Annotated in this window: 16 protein-coding genes; 5 read left to right on the top strand and 11 right to left on the bottom strand. The window is 67.9% G+C overall.

The features are described 5' to 3' along the window. Window positions 1–25: 25 nt before the first annotated feature. The gene (locus tag J2850_RS03510) at window positions 26–457 is read right to left on the bottom strand and encodes a hypothetical protein (protein ID WP_209978808.1); all 432 of its coding nucleotides are present in this window, start codon (window positions 455–457) and stop codon (window positions 26–28) included. A gap of 141 nt (window positions 458–598) precedes the next feature. Further along, window positions 599–1,111: a YciE/YciF ferroxidase family protein gene (locus tag J2850_RS03505; protein WP_209978806.1), complete on the bottom strand. Its 513-nt coding sequence runs from the start codon at window positions 1,109–1,111 to the stop codon at window positions 599–601. 142 nt (window positions 1,112–1,253) lie between these two features. On the opposite strand from J2850_RS03505, the gene J2850_RS03500 reads away from it, so the two are divergent. Then, the gene (locus J2850_RS03500) at window positions 1,254–1,478 is read left to right on the top strand and encodes a DUF6898 family protein (RefSeq protein WP_209978805.1); all 225 of its coding nucleotides are present in this window, start codon (window positions 1,254–1,256) and stop codon (window positions 1,476–1,478) included. A 338-nt stretch (window positions 1,479–1,816) separates the two neighbouring features. Further along, the gene (locus J2850_RS03495; protein ID WP_209978802.1) at window positions 1,817–2,269 is read left to right on the top strand and encodes a hypothetical protein; all 453 of its coding nucleotides are present in this window, start codon (window positions 1,817–1,819) and stop codon (window positions 2,267–2,269) included. A 204-nt stretch (window positions 2,270–2,473) separates the two neighbouring features. On the opposite strand, the gene J2850_RS03490 is transcribed toward J2850_RS03495, so the two are convergent. Further along, window positions 2,474–2,917, bottom strand: coding sequence for a Ros/MucR family transcriptional regulator (locus J2850_RS03490; protein WP_209978800.1), 444 nt, complete (start codon window positions 2,915–2,917; stop codon window positions 2,474–2,476). A gap of 547 nt (window positions 2,918–3,464) precedes the next feature. Between J2850_RS03490 and rpiB the strand changes: the two genes are divergently transcribed. The 3 genes from rpiB to nrdR all read left to right on the top strand — a co-directional run bounded on the left by rpiB (window position 3,465) and on the right by nrdR (window position 5,866). Beyond that, window positions 3,465–3,902 (top strand): ribose 5-phosphate isomerase B, encoded by a 438-nt coding sequence (rpiB, locus tag J2850_RS03485; protein ID WP_209978798.1) that lies wholly within the window; start codon window positions 3,465–3,467, stop codon window positions 3,900–3,902. A 175-nt stretch (window positions 3,903–4,077) separates the two neighbouring features. After that, a complete protein-coding gene (gene glyA / locus J2850_RS03480) occupies window positions 4,078–5,379 on the top strand; it encodes a serine hydroxymethyltransferase (RefSeq protein WP_209978796.1) in 1,302 nt (433 codons plus the stop codon). A gap of 19 nt (window positions 5,380–5,398) precedes the next feature. Then, window positions 5,399–5,866, top strand: a complete 468-nt coding sequence (nrdR, locus tag J2850_RS03475) for a transcriptional regulator NrdR (RefSeq protein WP_209978794.1) — start codon at window positions 5,399–5,401, stop codon at window positions 5,864–5,866. Between the two features lie 96 nt (window positions 5,867–5,962). Here nrdR and J2850_RS03470 read toward each other — a convergent pair whose 3' ends face one another. From J2850_RS03470 to ribD, 8 genes are all read right to left on the bottom strand, one after another. Continuing rightward, complete coding sequence (locus J2850_RS03470; protein WP_209978792.1) at window positions 5,963–8,065, bottom strand: sodium-translocating pyrophosphatase; 2,103 nt, start codon at window positions 8,063–8,065, stop codon at window positions 5,963–5,965. A gap of 256 nt (window positions 8,066–8,321) precedes the next feature. Continuing rightward, window positions 8,322–8,777 (bottom strand): hypothetical protein, encoded by a 456-nt coding sequence (locus J2850_RS03465; RefSeq protein ID WP_209978790.1) that lies wholly within the window; start codon window positions 8,775–8,777, stop codon window positions 8,322–8,324. 113 nt (window positions 8,778–8,890) lie between these two features. After that, complete coding sequence (thiL, locus tag J2850_RS03460; RefSeq protein ID WP_209978789.1) at window positions 8,891–9,886, bottom strand: thiamine-phosphate kinase; 996 nt, start codon at window positions 9,884–9,886, stop codon at window positions 8,891–8,893. 125 nt (window positions 9,887–10,011) lie between these two features. Further along, window positions 10,012–10,614, bottom strand: a complete 603-nt coding sequence (gene nusB, locus J2850_RS03455) for a transcription antitermination factor NusB (protein ID WP_209978788.1) — start codon at window positions 10,612–10,614, stop codon at window positions 10,012–10,014. 34 nt (window positions 10,615–10,648) lie between these two features. Next, window positions 10,649–11,113: a 6,7-dimethyl-8-ribityllumazine synthase gene (locus J2850_RS03450; RefSeq protein WP_209978787.1), complete on the bottom strand. Its 465-nt coding sequence runs from the start codon at window positions 11,111–11,113 to the stop codon at window positions 10,649–10,651. A gap of 50 nt (window positions 11,114–11,163) precedes the next feature. Then, a complete protein-coding gene (gene ribB / locus J2850_RS03445; protein WP_209978786.1) occupies window positions 11,164–12,303 on the bottom strand; it encodes a 3,4-dihydroxy-2-butanone-4-phosphate synthase in 1,140 nt (379 codons plus the stop codon). Continuing rightward, the gene (locus tag J2850_RS03440) at window positions 12,300–12,887 is read right to left on the bottom strand and encodes a riboflavin synthase (RefSeq protein ID WP_209978785.1); all 588 of its coding nucleotides are present in this window, start codon (window positions 12,885–12,887) and stop codon (window positions 12,300–12,302) included. The genes ribB and J2850_RS03440 overlap by 4 nt, the downstream gene beginning before the upstream one ends. A gap of 78 nt (window positions 12,888–12,965) precedes the next feature. Further along, the gene (gene ribD / locus J2850_RS03435) at window positions 12,966–14,081 is read right to left on the bottom strand and encodes a bifunctional diaminohydroxyphosphoribosylaminopyrimidine deaminase/5-amino-6-(5-phosphoribosylamino)uracil reductase RibD (protein ID WP_209979351.1); all 1,116 of its coding nucleotides are present in this window, start codon (window positions 14,079–14,081) and stop codon (window positions 12,966–12,968) included. Window positions 14,082–14,086: the final 5 nt, after the last annotated feature.

Here is a 14,086-nt window from a genome sequence, read left to right as displayed (position 1 = left end):
GCCGGCCGGAGCCGGCAGGCTGCTGCTACAGCGACGACTGGCGCGCGACAGGTGTGATCAGGATACGGCTGACGACATCCTTGCCGAACATCGCGACGACCGACTCATCGATGCGGCGGCGCAGGGCGGGAACGTTGGCAATGTTCCCGCGGACGATCCATCCCTCCTCGATGCCTTTGTAGATGGCGGTCAGGATGGCGTCCTGCAGGCGCGGAATGCTGAGCTGCACCTCGCCGAGCCGCAGTGCGTCGGCGATCTCGAGATTGACCTCGATCTGCGTGTATTTCTCGATACGGTTGCCGTTCACCACCGGGACCATCAGCGGCTTGATCCGCACCGATGGCGGCGGCCCCCCGGGACCGCCTTCAGCCGCCAGGGCCGGCCCGGCGGATGCGGCCAGGATCGTGAACAGCGCGAAGAGGACGGCAAGAAGCGGAGCGGACGGCTGGCCGCGCATGACGGAACACCACGAAGGACCGGCGGGACGCAAATCCTACCGGTCCGACGCGGGTGTTTCAACTGCCGCCGGGCCGCCGAAGCGGCCGGCGGCGCAGAGGTCACGGCCGGCGCCTGGATGCCTTGGGCGCCGGCCACCCCGTCAGGCGGCCTTGCGGCCGCCGGCGGCGAGCGCCTTCTTGTTGACGTCGCCGATCGCGAGCTTGTTCAGCAGGGTATCGGTGTCCTTCTCCTCGGAGAGGGTTTCCTCCAGGAGCTTGGCGACCTTGTCGAGGCCGCAGGCGGTGGCGTAGGCATGGAGCGTGCCGTAGCTGGCAATCTCGTAATGCTCGACCTTCTGGGCGGCGGCGATCAGGGCGGCGTCCTGCACCTCGGGGGCGAGGCCCATTTCCAGAATTTCCTGCGCTTCGCTGATCAGCCCCTCCATCGCATCGCAATGCTTGCCGCGGGCGCGGGTGTCCAATTCGTCGAAGACCTGCTGCAGGCGCTCGATCTGGCCGTTGGTCTGCTCGACATGAAGTTCGAACGCCTTTCGGAGTTGTTCGGAATGCGCAGCCCGCGCCAGTTTGGGCAGGGCCTTCGCGATCTGCTTCTCGGCATGGTAGATGTCGCGAAGATCCTCGATCAGCAGATCCTGCATCGTCTTGGCGGCCATGGTGGCGGTTCCTTCCTCGCTGTTCGATGGTGCCGGGCACCGGCTTGCGACCCGGCAGCCTCGACAACACGGCAGGGGAGGGCGTTGTTGCAGCCTCCAACGATTGGTACTGACCTTTGGGAAACAGGAGGAGACGGAGCAGATGGCCCAGACAGGCGGGGGCGATGAAGTCCTGTTCGAGTTCCACCGTGTCGGAAGCTACCTGAAGGTGGTCGCCATCGACGCCAAGACCGGCGTCGAGGTGTCGGTGGCCGGACCGGCGACGGGCAGCATGGAATTGCTGAAGCGCACGGCCATCAACAAGCTGAGGTTCGTCCAGAGCAAATCCGGTCCGGGGCAGGGGACTCCCGGCGGCGGGCGGCGCTGACGCGCGCATTGTGCCGTCAGCGGTACGCGGCGCAGGCGGGGCGAAGAAAAACGCGCCGCCGGACAGGACCGGGCGGCGCGCATGGAAGTCTGGCTTTTGCTGATGGTGAGCGCCGGCATGCCCACGCCGGCAGGCACGACCTTCAGTCGCACCGCCGGTCGTAGAGCGAACCGCTCGGGCCAGACAGTAGACCTATGCCTGCCCGATGGCACTGGCGCAGGCGGCTTAACGCTTGTAGAAGCGCGCTTCGCTGAACGAATGGCGCATAAAGTCAGCCCCCGGATGGCGGCCCGGCTGGCCGCCCGAGGGCGAGGAACAAACCCCAGAGGATCGAGGCGATGGTTCGTGTGACGGCTTTCCTGCGCGCAGCCCTGACGGCGGCACTGTGGGCCACCACCCTGGTGGCGGCATCCCCATCGTCCTGGGCCGCGTCCCCGACCGCGCAGTCCGGAACCCCCGGCCATGCCGTGCCGGCGGCCAACGGCCGATCGGGCAGCGGCTCGGGCAGCGGTTCCGGAGCCGGCACCATGCCGGGGAACACGGTGCCGCAACCGACGACGCCGGCCGCGATCTGCCTGAAGCCCGGGGCGCCGGTGTGCATGGACGATCCCGGCACCTTCGTCAGCGCCGACAAGATGTCGTCCTGTCAGGGCGAGGTAAAGGAATACGTCGACAAGACGATGGCCTACCTGACCTGCCTCAACGATGAGAATGTGGCGACCGGAAAAGAACTCGGCCGTAACGTCGACCGGTTCAACTGCCGCCTGTCGGGGCGCAAGGGCTGCAACTGACAGCCGGGTCCGGCAGGCGCCTGACGGGCGGGGAAGCGGCGCGTAAGGATCGCCGCCGCACCCGTTCCGGACCCGGTGCCGCGGAGGCCGTTTCGCGAATTCAACCAAACAGACTTCAAATGTGCGGAGCGCACGCGCACATGACACGCACACGGGCCGCCTTAAACAGGAGCGGCCCGCGTTGCATACGGACGGACTGAGGAATTAACCGGTCTTGCGGCGGGTCTGGCGGCCGGAGCTGCGGCCGAGGCCGATGCGCTTGGCAAACTCGGAACGCTGAGCGGCATAGTTCGGCGCGACCATCGGATAGTCGGGCGGAAGTCCCCAGCGTGTACGGTATTCGTCGGGCGACATGTTGTAGGTGCTGCGAAGATGCCGTTTCAGCATCTTCAATTTCTTTCCGTCTTCCAGGCAGACGATGTATTCAGGCGTGACCGACTTGCGAATCGGAACGGCCGGCTTCAGCGGTTCCGCCGCAACCTCCCTCGGCTGACCATTCAGGCCGGTCAATGACGAGTAGACGGTATTGATCACGTCGGGGATTTGCTGAGCAGGCAACACGTTCTTGCTGACATACGCCGATACGATGTCGGCGGTCATCCGCAGCAGCGCATTGTCCGGCACATCGGCGCGAAGCTGGTCGCTCATTGCACTGTGTCCTGGTCTTTCATTTGTCCGTAGCAACCAAGTTGCATACCGTGATTTGGGTGTCAATATAATTTCCGCAAGCGTCAAAATAGTTGCTTTTGCCGTTCAGAACAAAGCAGCGCTGCGTAAATCAGCATTCGCTGAAAACCGCGACCCGGTTGTGGCTCCGCCCCTGCTTTAAGGGCTGTGTAGTAGGCAAGGGCTTTGAATTTTCCGCCGAGTCACGCGCGGCAATTGACGCTTTCTACCCCCCTATAACGAATCGGTTATCTCCCTTCCTTCTCCCGGGACAACGAAGAGGTGAAATTCGCCCCGGAACTTTCCCGGGTTGGTGTGGCGCCGGGTTGCAATGGGCGTCGATGGACGCGAGGCGCCGGGCGGACCTCCGAAGGCCGCCGGGCCTTCCGATTCTTGCCATGCATCCACGTCATGGTGTGGCAGTGGCGGTTCGCATCGACATCTGGTAGGGTGCGGGCGTCTTTCGTTGCCTTGCGGGTCGACCGCGAGATCACGACACCGATTGGCACGCACCGGAGTTTTCACCGCCATGACCGTCCGCACCGTAGCCCTCGCCTCCGACCACGCCGGATATGAGCTGAAGGCTCAGATCGCCCGGCAACTGGAGGGCGCCGGTTTCAGCGTCCTCGACCTCGGCACCGATGGTCCGTCGTCGGTGGATTATCCGGACTTCGCCGCCGCCCTCGCCGCCGCCGTCACCGACGGGCGCGCCGAGCGCGGCGTGCTGGTCTGCGGCAGCGGCATCGGCATCAGCATTGCCGCCAACCGGCATCCCGGCATCCGCGCGGCGCTGGTCCACGACGTCACCACCGCCCGCCTGTCGCGCGAGCACAACGACGCCAACGTGATCGCGCTCGGCGCCCGCATCATCGGTGCGGAGATCGCGAAGGATTGCGTCGACGTGTTCCTGAAGACGGAGTTCGAAGGCGGCGAACGCCACAGCCGCCGCATCGCCAAGATGGGTTGACCGCGCAACCGCGCGATACCCTTTGCGGCGCGCTATGCGGCTGCATGAATTTGGCCCTCGGGCCCGCGGCCGGGACGCGACAGCGCCCGGACAATTGTGTCTGATGACCCCTGCCTGAAGCCTTCCGTTCGTCTGGTCCGGATCGTTTCGCGTATTCGATGAGGAGCCCACCGCCATGTCCAGCAGCAATTCCGCCGAGATCGGCCGCTTCTTCGCCGCCTCGCTTGCCGAGACCGATCCCGAACTGGCCCGCGCGGTGCGCGACGAGCTGGTGCGCCAGCAGGAGCAGATCGAGCTGATCGCGTCCGAGAACATCGTCTCCCAGGCGGTTCTGGAGGCGCAGGGCTCCGTCCTCACCAACAAGTATGCCGAAGGCTATCCGGGCAAGCGCTATTACGGCGGCTGCGAGTTCGTCGACGTCGCCGAGACCCTGGCGATCGAGCGCGCCTGCAAGCTGTTCGGCTGCGACTTCGCCAACGTGCAGCCGAATTCCGGCAGCCAAGCCAACCAGGCGGTGCTGTTGGCCCTGCTGCAGCCGGGCGACTGCGTGCTGGGCATGTCGCTCGCCGCCGGCGGCCACCTGACCCATGGCGCCACCCCCAACCTGTCGGGCAAGTGGTTCAAGGCCGTGCAGTACGGCGTCCGCAAGGACGACCACCTGATCGACTTCGACCAGGTCGAAGCCCTGGCCCGCGAGCACAAGCCGAAGTTGATCATCGCCGGTGGGTCGGCCTATCCGCGCGTTCTCGACTACCAGCGTTTCCGTGCCATCGCGGACGAGGTCGGCGCCTTCTTCATGGTGGACATCGCCCACTATGCCGGCCTGATCGCCGGCGGCGTCTATCCGAACCCGTTCCCCTACGCCGACGTGGTCACCACCACCACCCACAAGACCCTGCGCGGTCCGCGTGGCGGCATGGTGCTGACCAACAAGGAAGACATCGCCAAGAAGATCAATTCGGCGGTCTTCCCGGGCCTGCAGGGCGGCCCGCTGATGCACGTCATCGCCGCCAAGGCGGTGGCATTCGCCGAAGCGCTGCGTCCGGAATTCAAGGCCTACGCCCAGGCGGTGGTCGACAACGCCCAGATCCTGGCCAAGACCCTGATCGAAGGCGGGCTGGACATCGTCTCCGGCGGCACCGACAGCCACATCGTGCTGGTCGACCTGCGGCCGAAGAACCTGACCGGCAAGGCGGCCGAGGCCAGCCTCGAACATGCCGGGATGACCTGCAACAAGAACGGCGTTCCCTTCGACCCGCAGAAGCCGATGATCACGTCCGGTGTCCGCCTGGGCAGCCCGGCGGCGACCACCCGCGGCTTCGGCACCGCCGAGTTCCGCCAGGTCGGCGAGATGATCGTCGAGACCCTGGACGGCCTGGCCGCCAGCAACTCCGGCGACAACACGGCGGTCGAGGCATCGGTCCGCGAGCGTGTGCGCGGCCTGTGCCGCCAGTTCCCGATCTATCCGACCCTCTAAGCATCCGGGGAAACGACAGATGCGCTGCCCGTTCTGCGGAAACGAGGACACACAGGTCAAGGACTCGCGACCGACGGAAGACAATTCGGCGATCCGCCGGCGGCGCTTCTGTCCCAGTTGCAGTGCCCGCTTCACGACCTTCGAGCGTGTGCAATTGCGCGAGCTGACCGTCGTGAAGAGCAACGGCCACCGCGAACCCTTCGACCGCGAGAAGCTGCTGCGGTCGATGAGGATCGCGCTGCGCAAGCGGCCGATCGACATCGACCGGATCGACCGGGTGGTCAACAGCCTCGTCCGCCAGTTGGAATCATCCGGCGACAGCGAGATCCCGTCGAAGCAGATCGGCGAGAAGATCATGGAGGCGCTGCAGACGCTCGATCAGGTCGCCTACATCCGCTACGCCTCCGTCTACAAGGACTTCCGCGAAGCGTCCGACTTCAACGAGTTCGTCGGCCAGTTGGCGCCCGAGGCGACGCCCGAGGTCTGAACGGGCCGGAGGCTGTGAGGCTCTCCTTCTCCCCGGTCACCGGCGAAGCCGGGAACCAGGGAGAAGGAGAGCCGGCACGGCAGTGATTGCCGGCCCTCAGCCGGCCTGCGCCAGGATCGCCAGCAGCAGGATCGCCACGATGTTGGTGATCTTGATCATCGGGTTCACCGCCGGGCCGGCGGTGTCCTTGTAGGGATCGCCGACGGTGTCGCCGGTCACCGCCGCCTTGTGGGCGTCGGAGCCCTTGCCGCCGTGGTTGCCTTCCTCGATGAATTTCTTGGCGTTGTCCCAGGCGCCGCCGCCGGACGTCATCGAAATGGCGACGAATATTCCGGTGACGATGGTGCCCAGCAGCATGGCGCCCAGCGAGGCGAAACCGGCCGCCTGCCCGCCGATGGCGGCGATGACCAGATAAAGAACCACCGGCGCCAGCACCGGCAGCAGCGACGGGATCACCATCTCCTTGATCGCGGCCTTGGTCAGCATGTCGACGGCGCGGCCGTAGTCCGGCTTGGCGGTGCCTTCCATGATGCCGGCGATCTCGCGGAACTGGCGCCGGACCTCCACCACCACGGAACCGGCGGCGCGTCCGACCGCCGTCATGCCCATGGCGCCGAACAGGTAGGGCAGCAGGCCGCCCACCAGCAGGCCGACGACGACATAGGGGTCGTTGAGCCGGAACTCCACCGGAACATTCGGGAAGTAATGGCCGAGGTCTTGGACATAGGCGGCGAACAGCACCAGTGCGGCAAGGCCGGCGGAGCCGATGGCATAGCCCTTGGTCACCGCCTTGGTGGTGTTGCCGACCGCGTCCAGCGCGTCGGTGGTGACGCGGATTTCAGCCGGCATCTCCGACATCTCGGCGATGCCGCCGGCGTTGTCGGTCACCGGGCCATAGGCGTCGAGCGCCACCACCATGCCGGCCAGCGCCAGCATGGTGGTGGCGGCGATTCCGATCCCGAAGACACCGGCCTGGCCGTGGGCGATCAGGATGCCGGCACAGATGACGATCACCGGCAGGGCGGTCGATTCCATCGAGACCGCCAGCCCCTGGATGACGTTGGTGCCGTGGCCGGTCTCCGACGCCTTGGCGACGCTGCGCACCGGCCGGAAGGCGGTCGAAGTGTAGAATTCGGTGATCCACACCAGAAGGCCGGTGACGCCCAGCCCGACCAGCGCCGAGACGAACAGGTTCAGCCCGGTGATCGTGCCGGCGCCCGCCATCGGGATCGCACGGGTGAATCCGAACAGCACGGCGGTGACGATCAGGATCAGCACCAGCGATAGCCCGGCTGCCGCCAGAAGCCCCTTGTAGAGCGCCTTCATGATGGCGCCGTCCGGTCCGAGCGTCACCGCATAGGTTCCGGCGACCGAGGCGAGGATGCACACCGCACCGATCAGCAGCGGATAGACCAGCATCAGCCGCAACACGCCGCCCGAAAAGAAAATCGCCGCCAGCAGCATGGTGGCGACGATGGTGACGGCGTAGGTCTCGAACAGGTCGGCGGCCATTCCGGCACAGTCGCCGACGTTGTCGCCGACATTGTCGGCGATGACCGCCGGATTGCGCGGGTCGTCCTCCGGGATGCCGGCCTCCACCTTGCCCACGAGGTCGGCGCCGACGTCGGCGCCCTTGGTGAAGATGCCGCCGCCCAGCCGGGCGAAGATCGAGATCAGCGAGGCGCCGAAGCTGAGGGCCACCAGCGCCTCCAGCACCTTGCGCACCTCGACCGGATCGTTGATGTGGTAGACCATGGTCAGCAGGGCGAAATAGACGCCGACGCCGAGCAGGCCGAGCCCGACCACCAGCATGCCGGTGATGGCGCCCGATTTGAAGGCGATGTCCAGCGCCGGCGCCAGTCCGCGCGTTGCCGCTTCCGCGGTGCGGACGTTGGCGCGCACCGACACGTTCATGCCGATGTAGCCCGCCGAGCCGGAGAGCACCGCGCCGATCAGGAAGCCGAGCGCCACGGCGAAGCCCAACGTCGCCCACAGGATCACCAGGAGCACGGCGCCGGCTATGGCTATGGTGGTGTATTGGCGGTTCAGGTAGGCGCGCGCGCCCTCCTGCACCGCGGCCGCGATCGCCTGCATCCGCTCCGATCCCGGCGATGCGGCCATCACTTGTCTGCTTGTGTAAAAACCGTACGCCAGCGCAAGCAGGCCGGCGGCGATGATGACGATGAACGCTAAAGCCATCGCATCCCCCGATTCATTTTCCAGGTCGCGCCCATGAAAGGCGTCTCCCAGGCCGTGCCAAATGCAAAGCGAATGGGGGAGAAGTCGGGCGCAAGTATTGCCGGGAAAAGCATGCGCCCGCTGGCGCGCCTTTGCAACCGCCGCCGGGACGTGGGTCGCGCGGCGAAATGGCCGGGGGCACACCTGACCTTTGTCGGTACCTCCGGGATTGTTGCACTGCGCAATGGGAACCGGTTGCGTGTGCCTGTGGGAGCGGTCAGAGATTACGCTGCGTAACCGCCTGAACCAGCACGTCCTGGACGGCATCCTTGCCGACGATCTTGCCGGCGGCTTCGATCAGCTTGTCCTTCAGGGCGGGAATGTTGACGAGCGGGCCGGAGAGGATCGACTTGTCGCCGATCCCGCCGTAGATCGCCGTCAGGAAGGCATCGGTCAGGCGGGGTTGGTTGGCCTGGACCATCGGCTGCTTCTCCTGCACCACCTCCACCGCCACCACCACCGTCACGAATTGCTCGACTCGCGACGGCCCGATCATCGGCACAACCAGCGGCGCCAGACGGACGAAGGATGTCGGTGGTTTGGGCGGCGGCTCCACCTTCTTCGGCTCGTCCTGGTGGGCGACGAAATACTTCTGGTAGACGAACCAGCCGCCGAAGCCGGCGCCGCCCAGAAGCAGGACGCCCAGCACGAGCACGATCAGGGCCTTGACCACCGCACCACACCTTCAGGAAACCGGAATGCCGCGGCACCCTGCGCCGTATGGGCTTTCCATTGTCTTAAGCCGGCGATCCGGCGGCCCCGGAAACCCTGCCCGGAAGCAGGTGCTCAGAAGTGATCCCACCCCCGGCGGGCGAGCGGCAGCGGAGCGCCGGCAGCGTCCAGCACCGTCACCGTGCCGGCCCGCCCCGGCACCAGCTCGCCGATCTGCGTGATGGATACCCCGCTGTCGGCCGCTAGCGACGCGAGGGTTTCCGTGGCCGACGATGGCGCACAGAAGAGCAGTTCATAATCGTCGCCGCCGGTGATCGCCAGGGCCAGCCGCGCCGCATCGCCGTCGATGGCGCCGACCGCGGCCTCCGACAGCGGCACGGCATCGCCGTACAGCAGGGCGGCACAGCCCGACTCCTCGCAGAGATGGCCGAGGTCGGCGACCAGCCCGTCGGACACGTCGAGCGCTCCCGTCGCGAGCCCGATCAGCCGAGGTCCGAGACCGGTGCGGGGGTCGGGGCGGCGCAGCCGGCGCAGCAGATGGTCACGGGCCGCAGCGTCCGGCATGTCGAGACGGCCATAGGCGATCTCCAGACCCAGCGCCGCGTCGCCGATCGTCCCGGTGACGAAAACCCTGTCACCCGGCTGCCCGCCCCATCGCGGCAGCGCCCGGCCGGCCGGAACCAGACCGAAGGCGGTGACCGACAGGGTGATCGGGCCGGATGTGGACACCGAATCGCCACCGGCGAGCCCTATGCCGAACCGTTCCTGGTCGCCGGCCAGCCCGCGGACGAAAGCCCCCAGCCAAGCCTCCGGAAGGTCGCGGGGCAAGGCGGTCGCCAGCGTGTATGCCAGCGGCTCCGCCCCCATGGCGGCGAGATCGGACAGGTTGCAGCGCAGCAACTTGGCCGCAATATCCTCCGGCCGGTCGTCGGGGAAGAAATGAACCCCCGCGACCATTGCGTCGGTGGTGACCACCAGCTCCTGCCCCTCGGGCAGCCCGAACACCGCGGCATCGTCGCGCAACCCCCGTGCGCCGGCGAAGCCGGCGGCCAGCGGTTTGAAGTAACGGGAGATGCGGCCGAATTCGCCGGAGGGAGGGGGGGTGGCCATGGTCGGGGGTCCGATCGATCTCTCCCCCTCCCGCGGGGGAATGACCCTGTCCACCCTTCGGTCCAGGGGCGGTGGCTGGGTTTCGCCGGCTGGGCGTCATCCCCGCGAAAGCGGGGAACCGGAGCTCACTCCTCGGCCTGGGACCGGCCGGGGTCGGGCTTCGCCAGGTCCTCGGCGCGGAGCGCGCGGGCAACGTGGTCGAGGACGCCGTTCACCATCGCCGGCTCGCGGCCGGAGAAGAAGGCGCGGGCGACGTCGACATACTCGCTGATCAGGATGCGCGGATGGGTGTCCAGATGCACGGCGATCTCGTAGGCGCCGGCCCGAAGGATCGCCCGCAGCAGAAGCTCCAGCCGGTCGAGCGGGAAGCGCGGGTCGAGGGCCGCGCCCAGCACTCCGTCCACCTCGGCACGGCGGTGGGTGACCCCGCGCACGATGTCGGCGAAAAGCTGCGGATCGCCGGCGACGAACTTGGCACCGTCGATCTCCTCGCCAAGACGATGCGCGACGAACTCGCCGACGACGTTCTCGACCGGTGCCTGGGCAAGGTCGATCTGGTACAGCGCCTGGGCCGCAGCCAGACGGGCGGCCTTGCGGCGGGCCTTGGCGGAGCCGCCGCCGGTCTTGTTCTTCCGGGACTTCGGCTTCGCGCCCTTGGGGTCACCGGCCTTGTGTTCGCCTGAGGCGCGTTCGGGTGTCACGGGGCTGCCCGCGTCGTCGTTGCTCATGTCTGCGATCGCTAAAAAAGAGGAGATGTCGGGATCAGCGCGGATAGAGGCGGAATTTGCGCTTCAGGTCAATCATGTCAAGACAGGCGCGCGCCGCTTGGCCGCCCATGTTCACCGATCCGACGTTGGCGCGCGCCCAGGCCTGCTCGCGGTTTTCCACCGTCAGGATGCCGTTGCCGACCGCCAGCGTGTAGCGCAGGGCCAGATCCTGCAGGCCGTGTGCGCTTTCCGCGCAGATGGTTTCGTAGCGCGTCGTCTCGCCCCGGATCACGCAGCCGAGAGCCACATAGCCGTCGAACCGCTTGCGCGCGGTGAAGAAATCCATGGAGCGGATGGCGTACATGATCGCCGCCGGAATTTCCAGGCAGCCCGGCACGCCGTAGCGGATGTGGCTGGCGCCGGCGCGGTCCAGTTCCGCGACGGCGCCCCGCACCAGCTCTTCGGCGATGTCCTCGTGGGCGCGGGCATCCACGATCATGATGTGGGGCGTATCGGTCATCCGGTGGCGATCGGTTCCGCTGCTGGGCCTGCTGCTGGTCCTGGGGGAGGTCAGTCGTCGCCCAGGGGCTCGGCGCCGGGCGTGATCGGCCGATGCCCGACCACGGTCAGGCCGTAGCCTTCGAGCCCGATGATCGGCTTCTTCCGGTTCGACAGCAGCACCATCTGCCGCACCCCCAGGTGGAGGAGGATCTGGGCACCGATGCCGTAGTCGCGCAGTTCCGGCGCGCTGCTCGCCTGGCCTTCCAGCCGGGCCTTCAGGACGGTCGACAGGCCGCTGGGGTTCGGCTCGCGCAGCAGCACAACGACGCCGCGGCCTTCCCTGGCGATCAGTTCCATCGACGCATGCAGGTCGTTGTCGCGGCCGGAGTTGCGGTCGCCCAGCACGTCGTCCAGCACCGACTGGGCATGCATCCGCACGAGGACCGGCTCATCGCCGGAGATGTCGCCCCGCACCAGCGCGATGTGCTCGGCATACTGGATCTTGTTGATGTAGACGTAGGTCTGGAAGCGGCCGCCGTAGCGGCTGTCGAGATTGCCGGCCAGCACCTGCTCGACGATCGTCTCGGTGTGGCGGCGGTAGGCGATCAGGTCGGCGATGGTGCCCACCTTCAGCCCGTGGAACTGGGCGAACTGCACGAGATCCGGCAGGCGGGCCATGGTGCCGTCGTCGTTCATGATCTCGCAGATCACGGCGGCCGGCGAATGTCCGGACAGCCGGGCGATGTCCACCGACGCCTCGGTGTGCCCGGCGCGGACCAGGACGCCGCCGTCGCGTGCCAGCAGCGGGAAGATGTGGCCGGGGGTGGCGAGGTCCTGCGGCCCGGACGCCGGGTCGATGGCGACGGCGATGGTGCGGGCGCGGTCGGCGGCGGAGATGCCGGTCGTGACCCCTTCGCGCGCCTCGATGGAGACGGTGAAGGCGGTCTGGTGGCGCGAGGCGTTCTGCTGCGCCATCAGCGGCAGGCGCAGCCGTTCGATGTTCGGCCGGTCCATGGTCAGGCAGATCAGGCCGCGGCCATGCTTGGCCATGAAGTTCACCGCTTCCGGCGTGGCGCAGGAGGCGGGGATCACCAGGTCGCCCTCGTTCTCCCGGTCCTCGTCGTCGACCAGGATGAACATCCTGCCCTGACGCGCCTCGTCGATGATCTCTTCGGCCGTCGACAGGTACTTGTGAAACTCGGACGTCATTCCTGCCCCGCGAGCCGGGCGACGTAGCGCGCCAGCATGTCGATCTCGAGATTGACCGCATCGCCCTCCTTCAGGCCGCCGAAGGTGGTGGCGGACTGGGTGTGGGGGATGATGTTCACGCCGAACCGGGCGCCGTCGACCTCGTTGACGGTCAGCGACACGCCGTCGATGGCGACGGAGCCCTTGGAGGCGATATATTTGGCCAGCGCTGCCGGCGCCTCGAAGGTCAGGCGGAGCGACTCGCCTTCGGGGCGGATCGACACCAGCCGGCCGACGCCGTCGACATGTCCGGACACGATGTGGCCGCCCAGCTCGTCGCCGACCTTCAGCGCGCGTTCCAGGTTGACCGGCGTGCCGGGCTCCCAACCGCCGAGGGTGGTCTTGGACAGGGTTTCCCCAGACGCCTGGATGACGTAGGCCCCTGGTCCCTTTTCGATGACCGTCAGGCAGACGCCGTTGTGGGCGATGGACGCCCCGATCGCGATCGTCTCCGTGTCGAAGGCGGTCTCGATGGTGAACCGGGTGTCGCCCTGCCGCTCCACGGCCCGGACGCGCCCGACATCGGTGATGATTCCAGTGAACATGGCGGCGAATTTAGCAGGTTTCGCGCCCAGGGGAAGCGCGCGCGACGCCGCGTGCCACGCAACGGACTGTTGCGTCTGTCAGGTCGAGGGCGGGGACCGGTCCGCCAGGGCGGACCTGCGGTAGCGCTCGGCCAGGTCCGCCCCCGCGGCCTGCACCGTCACCCGCTCGAAACGGGCCATCTCCGCCAACGCCTCGACCCCGAAGCCGGCAACCGCCGGCAGGCCGTCGCCGCCGATCAGCGAGGCGGCGCGAAACCATTCCAGCCGGTCGACCAGACCGGCTCCGAACAGGGAGCCCGCAAGCGCAGCACCACCCTCAACCAGCACCCGGGTCATGCCACGCGCCGCCAGCGCCGCCAGGGCGGCGGCGGGATCGATGCGGCCGTCGGGAGCGGTGGCGACCGGGATCACGTCCACCCCGCGCTCCGCCAGCGCTCCGGCACGGGCGGGATCGGGGGCGGGGCCGGTGACGACCCAGGTCGGGGTCCTACCGGCGTCGACCGCCAGCGCCGCGTCCGGGGGCAGGCGCAGGCGGCTGTCCAGCACGATCCGGACCGGGCTGCGGTCCTCCAGCCCCGGCAGGCGGCAGGTGAGTTCGGGGTCGTCGGCCAGCGCCGTGCCGATGCCGACCATGATCGCGTCGTTGGTGGCGCGCAGCCGATGGCCCCAGGCCCGTGCGGCCGGGCCGGTGATCCATTGCGAGGAACCGCTGCGGGTGGCGATGCGGCCGTCCAGCGTGCTCGCGACCTTCAGGGTGACCAGCGGCCGCCCAAGCGTCAGGCGGTTGAAGAAGCCTTCGTTGAGGGCCAGCGCCTCGGCCTCGCAGAGACCGGTGTCCACGGCGATGCCGGCGTCGCGCAGGCGGGCGAGGCCGCCGCCGGCCACCCGCGGATCGGGATCCCGGCAGGCGACGACGACGCGCGCCACCCGGGCCTCGACCAGCGCCAGCGCACAGGGCGGCGTCTTGCCGTAGTGGTTGCAGGGCTCCAGCGTGACATAGGCCGTTGCACCCTCGGCGCCGCCCGCCAGCCGCCGTGCCTGGGCCAGCGCCTCGGTTTCCGCGTGGGGGCGGCCGCCCGGCTGGGTCCATCCGCGGCCGATCACCGCGCCATCGCGGACCAGCACGCAGCCCACCGCCGGATTCGGCCATGTCCGGCCGAGCCCGCGCGCGGCGAGCGACAGGGCGGCCCGCATGTGGC

Source organism: Azospirillum picis (genome assembly GCF_017876115.1).
Lineage (GTDB): Bacteria > Pseudomonadota > Alphaproteobacteria > Azospirillales > Azospirillaceae > Azospirillum > Azospirillum picis.
This window is presented reverse-complemented; position numbering and strand designations above follow the sequence as displayed.

Excerpts from the sequence above, each read along its gene's own strand:
- J2850_RS03510 (WP_209978808.1), bottom strand. The coding sequence starts at position 457 with ATGCGCGGCCAGCCGTCCGCTCCGCTTCTTGCCGTCCTCTTCGCGCTG.
- J2850_RS03505 (WP_209978806.1), bottom strand. The coding sequence starts at position 1,111 with ATGGCCGCCAAGACGATGCAGGATCTGCTGATCGAGGATCTTCGCGAC.
- J2850_RS03500 (WP_209978805.1), top strand. The coding sequence starts at position 1,254 with ATGGCCCAGACAGGCGGGGGCGATGAAGTCCTGTTCGAGTTCCACCGT.
- J2850_RS03495 (WP_209978802.1), top strand. The coding sequence starts at position 1,817 with ATGGTTCGTGTGACGGCTTTCCTGCGCGCAGCCCTGACGGCGGCACTG.
- J2850_RS03490 (WP_209978800.1), bottom strand. The coding sequence starts at position 2,917 with ATGAGCGACCAGCTTCGCGCCGATGTGCCGGACAATGCGCTGCTGCGG.
- rpiB (WP_209978798.1), top strand. The coding sequence starts at position 3,465 with ATGACCGTCCGCACCGTAGCCCTCGCCTCCGACCACGCCGGATATGAG.
- glyA (WP_209978796.1), top strand. The coding sequence starts at position 4,078 with ATGTCCAGCAGCAATTCCGCCGAGATCGGCCGCTTCTTCGCCGCCTCG.
- nrdR (WP_209978794.1), top strand. The coding sequence starts at position 5,399 with ATGCGCTGCCCGTTCTGCGGAAACGAGGACACACAGGTCAAGGACTCG.
- J2850_RS03470 (WP_209978792.1), bottom strand. The coding sequence starts at position 8,065 with ATGGCTTTAGCGTTCATCGTCATCATCGCCGCCGGCCTGCTTGCGCTG.
- thiL (WP_209978789.1), bottom strand. The coding sequence starts at position 9,886 with ATGGCCACCCCCCCTCCCTCCGGCGAATTCGGCCGCATCTCCCGTTAC.
- nusB (WP_209978788.1), bottom strand. The coding sequence starts at position 10,614 with ATGAGCAACGACGACGCGGGCAGCCCCGTGACACCCGAACGCGCCTCA.
- J2850_RS03450 (WP_209978787.1), bottom strand. The coding sequence starts at position 11,113 with ATGACCGATACGCCCCACATCATGATCGTGGATGCCCGCGCCCACGAG.
- ribB (WP_209978786.1), bottom strand. The coding sequence starts at position 12,303 with ATGACGTCCGAGTTTCACAAGTACCTGTCGACGGCCGAAGAGATCATC.
- J2850_RS03440 (WP_209978785.1), bottom strand. The coding sequence starts at position 12,887 with ATGTTCACTGGAATCATCACCGATGTCGGGCGCGTCCGGGCCGTGGAG.
- ribD (WP_209979351.1), bottom strand. The coding sequence starts at position 14,081 with ATGCGGGCCGCCCTGTCGCTCGCCGCGCGCGGGCTCGGCCGGACATGG.